The sequence below is a fragment of the Candidatus Dadabacteria bacterium genome (assembly GCA_009840385.1).
Lineage (GTDB): Bacteria > Desulfobacterota_D > UBA1144 > Nemesobacterales > Nemesobacteraceae > Nemesobacter > Nemesobacter australis.
In genome coordinates this window covers 1-7,366 of the sequence record VXNX01000007.1, presented here as the reverse complement: position 1 = coordinate 7,366, position 7,366 = coordinate 1, and the positions used below count along the sequence as shown (strand labels likewise).

Annotated in this window: 6 protein-coding genes; 2 read left to right on the top strand and 4 right to left on the bottom strand. The window is 45.8% G+C overall.

Annotated elements, in window-relative coordinates:
- Nucleotides 1-817 precede the first annotated feature (817 nt).
- On the top strand, nucleotides 818-2,569 hold the full coding sequence (locus F4X55_02905; protein ID MYC39947.1) for a hypothetical protein: 1,752 nt from the start codon (nucleotides 818-820) through the stop codon (nucleotides 2,567-2,569).
- A gap of 639 nt (nucleotides 2,570-3,208) precedes the next feature.
- Nucleotides 3,209-4,786, top strand: a complete 1,578-nt coding sequence (locus F4X55_02900; protein MYC39946.1) for an MBL fold metallo-hydrolase — start codon at nucleotides 3,209-3,211, stop codon at nucleotides 4,784-4,786.
- Here F4X55_02900 and F4X55_02895 read toward each other — a convergent pair.
- The 4 genes from F4X55_02895 to F4X55_02880 form a co-directional block, all read right to left on the bottom strand.
- Nucleotides 4,783-5,475, bottom strand: a complete 693-nt coding sequence (locus F4X55_02895; GenBank protein MYC39945.1) for a hypothetical protein — start codon at nucleotides 5,473-5,475, stop codon at nucleotides 4,783-4,785. The two genes, F4X55_02900 and F4X55_02895, sit on opposite strands and share 4 nt — an antisense overlap.
- Before the next feature lie 109 nt (nucleotides 5,476-5,584).
- Complete coding sequence (locus F4X55_02890; protein MYC39944.1) at nucleotides 5,585-6,049, bottom strand: hypothetical protein; 465 nt, start codon at nucleotides 6,047-6,049, stop codon at nucleotides 5,585-5,587.
- Nucleotides 6,050-6,080: 31 nt separating this feature from the next.
- Nucleotides 6,081-6,548 carry a DUF4268 domain-containing protein gene (locus F4X55_02885; GenBank protein MYC39943.1) on the bottom strand — a complete coding sequence of 156 codons (468 nt, stop codon included), beginning with the start codon at nucleotides 6,546-6,548 and terminating at the stop codon, nucleotides 6,081-6,083.
- Between the two features lie 294 nt (nucleotides 6,549-6,842).
- A complete protein-coding gene (locus F4X55_02880) occupies nucleotides 6,843-7,250 on the bottom strand; it encodes a hypothetical protein (GenBank protein MYC39942.1) in 408 nt (135 codons plus the stop codon).
- Between the last annotated feature and the right edge of the window lie 116 nt (nucleotides 7,251-7,366).

The window sequence follows — 7,366 nt, the reverse complement described above, 5'->3', positions numbered from 1 at the left end:
GGGTTCTCGCTTCCGATACATCGTTGGTCTCCGGACCCGCAACGTGGTATGGCAGTGATGAAGACGCGGGAACACCCGGCTATGATGCGGGTGGACCGCTACCCGTCGAACTCTCACACTTCCGTCCCGCACGCGATAAAGCCACCGGCGCAGTCGTGATTACATGGGCAACGCAGTCTGAACTCAACAACGCTGGATTCTTCATCAAGCGCAGTAACCAACGCGACGGTGAGTTCAAAGTCATCAACGCGACCATGATTGCTGGTGCTGGCACCACTTCAGAGAAGCAGACGTATACCTACACGGATACAACTGCTCAACCAAACATCGTATACTACTACCAAATTGAAGACGTCTCCCTCGATGGGAATCGTCAGACGCTGACCCGCGGTATCCGCCTCAAAGGGCATATCGGAGCCGCCGGCAAACTTACCTCTACATGGGGTGAAATCAAGGCGTCCAATGAGTAGTAGCAACAAAGAGGTTATTTCAGGGATAAAATTTGTTTGAACTAACCTTAACCACGAAACGGGGTAGTGTTTAGCGGCATTACCCCGTTTTGTTTATAACTCGAATCTCTCACAGCAATATTTTTAATTTGACATCCGTTACTTTTCGTGGTATAATAACTCTTCACAACAAACGATGAGTCCACAGCGTATGTTGTGAAAATTTAAAAATCAAACCTCGGTGCTTAGGCGTATGCTGCGTCTCTTCCGGTCCCGGTATGTATTTATTGGGAATCCTAAGGGTTTGTGAATCTATCAGATTTTTTACAGGATATAGCTTTGTTGCCTTAGAGAAAAAGGAGCATGTCATGAACAAAGCCGAAAATAGCCTTTCGGGGCTTGTTCACCCCTTAAACGACTCTGCCACAGAAGTATTACTTGTAAAGCAGTGCCTTCAGGAATTAGGTTTTTCTGAAACGGATCAAGCCTGGCTCGTTGCGGTTTTTAAGCGTCCAGATTGCTTTGGCGATTCCCACGGTGTCGCATTTAATGACGAGTTTGCGGTTTACGCTGCGGAGCACATCCTCCCGCGTACTGTGGAGGGGTTCACCGAACCTGTTCAATCGGAGAAAAATCAGCAAACCCGTTTGGCGTTTCTTTTTCACTCTCTGCTTGGATTTGGAAAACTCAGTAGCAAAGCATGGTTGCCCACTGTCGGTCTCCAGGAGTTGGATGATTCAACAGATATTCCTGGGTGGGTTCTCGAATTCCAGAAACATGCGCAATTTTGTGCCCAAAATCTGGACTGGGGTCAACTCAAAACGCTCCCACATTTTGACAATCTGCTGCTATTTCTCTTACCAGAAGGGGTGTGTTTAGATCAGATCGTTGATTTGGATCTCTTAAATCCGATACCCCGACGAAATTTGTCCAGCAACGACCCTATGGACCCGAAACACCTCGAATCCTGGCTCATCTGGCGATTTCGTGCTGAGGAAAACCGGCGTGAAAACGTAAGGTTAGAACCGCTATTAGCGACTTTCTCCGGTTTCTCAGACGATGTCCTCGGAGATAAGATACTTGGGCTTCTGAACACCATCTACGACGCGATGACGCGAGCATCTTGGGGGTTGGAAAAAGGTTTAGACCCGTTGAATGACGGATGGCGAGTTGTTGCCCATGAACTCATTCCATTTTTGGAACTCCTTAGTCATAGAAAACCGGAGGCAATTCAGGAACGCTCACCTTTACTCAAGGCGTGGTGGCATCTATCTACATGCATTTACAGCTGGAGCATGGGCGGATTGGAATCTGAACTTTCCGAAGACTTGCGAAAGAATTTGGTGGAAAGCGCATCACGGCATATTGGCATCTTACGGTCTGTGTTAAGGGACACGCCTGAGGTGTTTGAAGATGAGAATATTTCTGACTTTTATAAGAAAGCCTTCTACATTTTGTTGGCTTTTGCTGGTCCGTGGAAACGTTTGAAACCGCTGCTGCTCGCTTTCACGGAAATGACTGAACAAGCCGTCGCCTCCCATCTCAGTTTTTGGAATGAGTCTGGCCAAGAAGCTCCACCGCATCCGTATAGCCAAATCCCTTTATGGATTGGGATGTCGATGTATCCCCAACACCTTCAAGACGAACTAAAGGAAGATCCACATCTCCAGGGATTGCGGGAAGAATTCGCTAAGTTTTGTCTGAGTCGGCTCAGAACGAAGGTCAAACATAAGGACTCACGGTATACCAACAAGGATTTTGTGGAACCGCGTCCCGTGTGGCGCGGGTGTTATGTTCAGGCGTTGAAAGTACTGGGTGTCAATCCAGGGGGACGGGCACATCGGACGCTGTTCTGGCTCTTGAATAACGATCCAGATAGAGGGGTTCGGGAATATGCAAGGCGTGTGCACAGACAGGTTCGGCATCTCGATCGGAACAGACCGAATATAGAGAAAGGGGCATCGCCCCGTCGCCCGTTGTTTGAGGCGTTCTGGTGGTTTCGGCAGGCGCATCTCATCACGCTCGGTGTAAAAGTCGATCAGTCGGGTGCAATGCGAACGCGTCGCAAAGAGTTGCACCGGACGCGTGAGAGAGACGATCGCTATGAGCGGAAAGGATAGATTGTTTCTTGAAAATATAGAAATGGATATCAGTCTCAATTTTTTACTATCCTTTTCACTGGAGCGGACTCTATATCTGCAAACAGATAACATGTCAAAGGCAATGGAACCATCCATAAAACGATGAATTTCTATAAAGGAGGAAGTGTAACAATGGCGAAATCAAGTAGCAACCGTGCAGGCGGTAACCGTGGGAGTAAAACCGGAAACCGAGGTGCCGGTAGAGGCAAAGGACCTGGCGGCTGGCCAAGCAAAAATCCCGGTAAATCTTCCGGGGGCGGCAGAAAGAATGCCCCGTCCAAAGGAAAGGGAAAATAACGATGAATGGGGAGAGGTTGGCCTGTGATACTTACGAGGTCAGCCTTTCCACTCACACTTTCGTTTCAGGTATTAGAAACATTTCACTTTATGACTCAATAGTCCTGCTTTTGATACCTTTCAACGATTAATAGGTACGGGTTGATTGTGGTATCTCTTTCACCCGATCAATATCTACCGCTCACATTTTATTCTATTAAAGCCAAGCACCTTGAAGGACTCAAGTGCCTCACATTTAAGTATGCTATGGCGACTTCATCAGGATATCACCAGTGGATACCAATATCCGACTTGTGATGTCATTATACGGTAGGAGTTAATATGAACCTCCATTTTTTCGGCGGTGCTAATGAAGTTGGTGCTTCCTCCACACTGATTGAAATTGAAGGCGTGCGCCTTCTCGTAGATGCGGGTATCCGGATGGGGCCTGGACAGGACTCACCATTGCCCGATTTCCCAGACTTCGATAAGGTCGGTATGCCTGACGCGGTCCTTCTGACACACGCGCACACCGATCACACAGGTGCGCTGCCCGTATTGCACAATATGTTGTCCGCGCATGTAAAAATATATTGTCCGCCCGCGACGCAAGCAATTACAAAGGTCTTGTTAGAGGACAGTACGCGTCGGATGGAGCGTGGGGAAGAAAATGGCGAGGAACTGCGGTATACCCTGGCGGATGTCGCCGCAGTATTGAACCGCATGAAACCCGTGGGCTGGTTAGAACCGATAGAAGTCTGTCCAGGTGTGACAGCCACTTGGATTCGTGCCGGGCACATTTTGGGCGCGGCAATGATTCACATCCAAGGCAAGCACGAACGCATCTTGATGACGGGCGATGTGTCTGTTAGCAGACAGCTGACGATTCCGAGTCTTGATCTGCCTTCATGGTGCAAACCCGATGTAATGGTGATGGAGTCAACCTACGGCGACCGTCAACACGAAGTGTCCCGAAAACAGGAAGCGAAAAGGCTTGCCGCGGATGTCGCAGAAGTGATCGCAGGAGGTGACAAAGTGTTGATGCCAGCGTTTGCGGTTGGGCGTTCTCAGGAAGTCATCCTAATTTTGAAGGACGCAATGGAACGCAAAGAAATTCCTGAGATTCCTGTTTATGTTGATGGGATGGTGCGCAAGGTCAATGACATATACTCAGACTTTGCAGATGAACTTCAGCGACCTTTGAAACGTAAAGCGGAACAAGGTGAATCTCTTTTTTATACCGATATGATAAAAAAGGTTGAATCCCCTGATGAACGCGAGAGTATTTTGGCAGGAGAACCTTGCTGCATCGTCGCATCTTCAGGAATGTTGAACGGAGGTATATCAAACTACTACGCGAGCAAATTAGTTTCAAATCAGAAGAACTTGGTTGCGATTACCGGGTATCAGGCGGAGGGTACACCGGGACGCGCGCTAGAGGATTTAAGCAAGCAAGAAGACTTTGATGTCAAATGTCAAGTGGAACGTTACAGGCTTTCGGCACACGCGGACAGTAAGGAACTGCTGGATTTGGTTGAGAAAGTGCAGCCGCGTAAACTGTTTCTTGTCCACGGTGATGCAGCGGCGCGAAAAGAGTTGTCTAAATCTGTCCGTAAAGCGTGTCCAGCCGTAGATGTGAAACGTCCTGAAAACGGTCAAGCGTATCCCGTAAAGAAACATGTAGGCATTTCAAGAGGGAGACGGTTGAGTCACGACAGAATCCTTTTTGAAGTCGCAGTGTTTGTGCGAAAAATGGAACGAAACGGTCGCTTCCGGGTCTGCGAATTAGCAGAGATATGGTTCGGCACAGAAGCAATCACACCGTTAAGTGTGGCGTTCTTCAAATGGTGTTTGTCGTTAGAAACGCAGTTCTTTGCGCGCGAATCTGATAACGTATTCTCTCTACGGCAGATTGTTTAAACGTTGCTTACCTCCGATTTCTTTTTACACTTATCTCTATTCCTGATAGAGCCTTGGATTAGCGAGACAATCATAAGTACAATAAATATAAAGACATTCCAGACAGAGATGCACATGCATTCCAAATGCGTTTTCTTGATAAACAAATGAACAACGATGATAAAGAGAAGCGTAGGGATGGTGACCAACAACATACGAGACCAATCTTTGCAAATTACCCACAAATACTTGAATTGCTGTCGGTATTTTGTTATCGGTTTTATTTTATTGGGAGCATCGACGAAATCTTCATATTCAAGCGTGACCCCCGAAAGAGATTCCGCTTCTTTCAAGTAAACGTTTCTTCGATATGCGTCATTATCCATTGCGATACCAACACCGACTTGCCACATCACGTATATAGTGTGGATAGATAATGCCAGGATATATAGCACAATATATTCCCATAACTCAAGAGTGATAGAATCTTTTGGCAGGATCAGTTTAATAAAAACGTGAATAGGATTTTGGTGTTTGACAAGTTGGTAAAGCGCGAGAACAAGGAGCGTGATATAAGAAATAAAGACCCTAAATTCAACACCTCGTCTTTCCTCCATTCTCTCTGCACCGAACTTTGCGAGGTCTAACATTCTTTGAAAGGTATCTTTATCAGAGTTGTTTTTGTTGGAATTGGCTTTATTATCCTCCATTTTTCCTTATGCTCCTACGTATTGCAAGGTGCGAAAGTGCTGTCAAAACAGGTGGAAACGGGTCGGATTTTGGTGTTGTTGAGAGGTCAGGTCCCTCATACTGGTTCTCTCAAGAAGTCCATTCGACTTCAATCATCGTGTCGCCTAAAAGTTCCCGGAGTTTCCTCACAACTCTTTTCTGATATCCAGCGATAGCCTCCTTACCGAAACGACGGTTGACCTCCGATTCGTATGTAATTGTGACTTGGTCTAAACGAAAGGCACTGATTTGGGCACGATCCGTCAACCCACAAGGGACATCACTGTTATCAAAATGTTTGTCGATTTTATCCCATACGGTGGAGAGCGGCTTGATGGCGTAGGGATCCCATGTCCTTTTACCTGCCTTGAGAGACTTGAATAATTCAAAGTAGGCATAACCTGCTTCGACTTCCGTATCAAAGCAGGCGATAAGATTTGTACTCCTCGGGTAACCACTCATGGGAGCATAAGCGTTAATCCGATTTCCTTCCACAACAATTTTTATGCATTGGGCGAGATTTAGAATCTCACAATCTTCAGTCAATACGAACATAATTGTCTCCTTTTCGTTATTCAGATTCTTTTTAGAAAGATTGCAATGTTTCACGTGCCCGTTGGATTTCAGACGTAAACACCGCTTTGAATTTGAGTAGATTCTCAATATGCCATGCTTTGATGGTTGCTAAGGCATGTTCATCGGAATCAATGTCTCCCTCACGCCATAGACCAAGGGAGGATCGTACGATGTCGTCGCGGCGATACCATTCAAGTTGCATACCGAACCGTCCTTCAATTTCGGATTTTCGTTCTTCGAGCGCATCAAAAATGGCTTTGTTTTTTTCGTGATCCTTAGAGTAAATTCCGAGTGCCGTGTAGACTTGTCCGCCTTTGCTGTCAAAACCTGCAACATACTTGATGCCAGTCGTGCCCGATGCAAAGGCGTAATAAGGCTTTCCTTGTCCGGGGCGACGGGCATTCGTAAAGTTATGCTGTTCCCGCAACTCATCGATCAGTGACTGAAAATAAACTGGATACTTCTCTTGTTTCGTCATTGGTGTCCACCTTTCATAAAAGCAGGGCGTTTTGAACTCGCACACCTTGCAAAGCGAGATTGGATTGATTCACAATTTAAACAAGCCTTAAACCCTTATATTTACTGAGTTTATTAGACTTTTTTACAAACTTTTTTTAATCCCAAAACTACTTATTGCGAAAAAAAGTATGAGACTCGGATTCTATTAAAAATTAACAAGCAGTAACAAAATTAGGGGGAGTTTCAGATAAAACTCCCCTCTCTTTTTGGCGAGTGTCAGGTTGAATTTAATGTTTTACCACTTACGTTAAGTTCAATCAAATAGAAAGTCTCTTACCTTGTCCCAGTGTTCATAGCAAAAAACTGGTAAAAGATATTTACTTTCGTACTCTTGCCACGGGCAGTTCTGGGATTCCTTCCTTGCCCAATTTGTTGGTGTTTCGGGTGCAGCAAGGACAATCGCGGTAATGCAAGGGATCTTTTTATATGTCCAATCATTCCGTTCTTCTAACTTGTAGAGTGTCGTCTGAATCCATGCCAAAACCCATTTCATCGCAAAATTAAACCGTGTAAGATGTGGTGCGATCTCTCTTACTAAATCCGACATCCGTATTGGGTCCCCTTTTTGCGCATATGTAATAAGAATCGGCAGTGCTTTCCATGCCATCTTTTGCGTGTCCTTATCGCCAAAAATATCGCGCTTGAAACATTGATTTTGCATTAGAGTTTTCCTTTTAGCAGTTTATCAGAAGTGAGAGCAAGGCCAGAGTCGCAAGTGTAAGTAACGTGAGTTTGATAAATAATTGAAGAGTGTTTGTATGAAGAGAACCCCTTTGG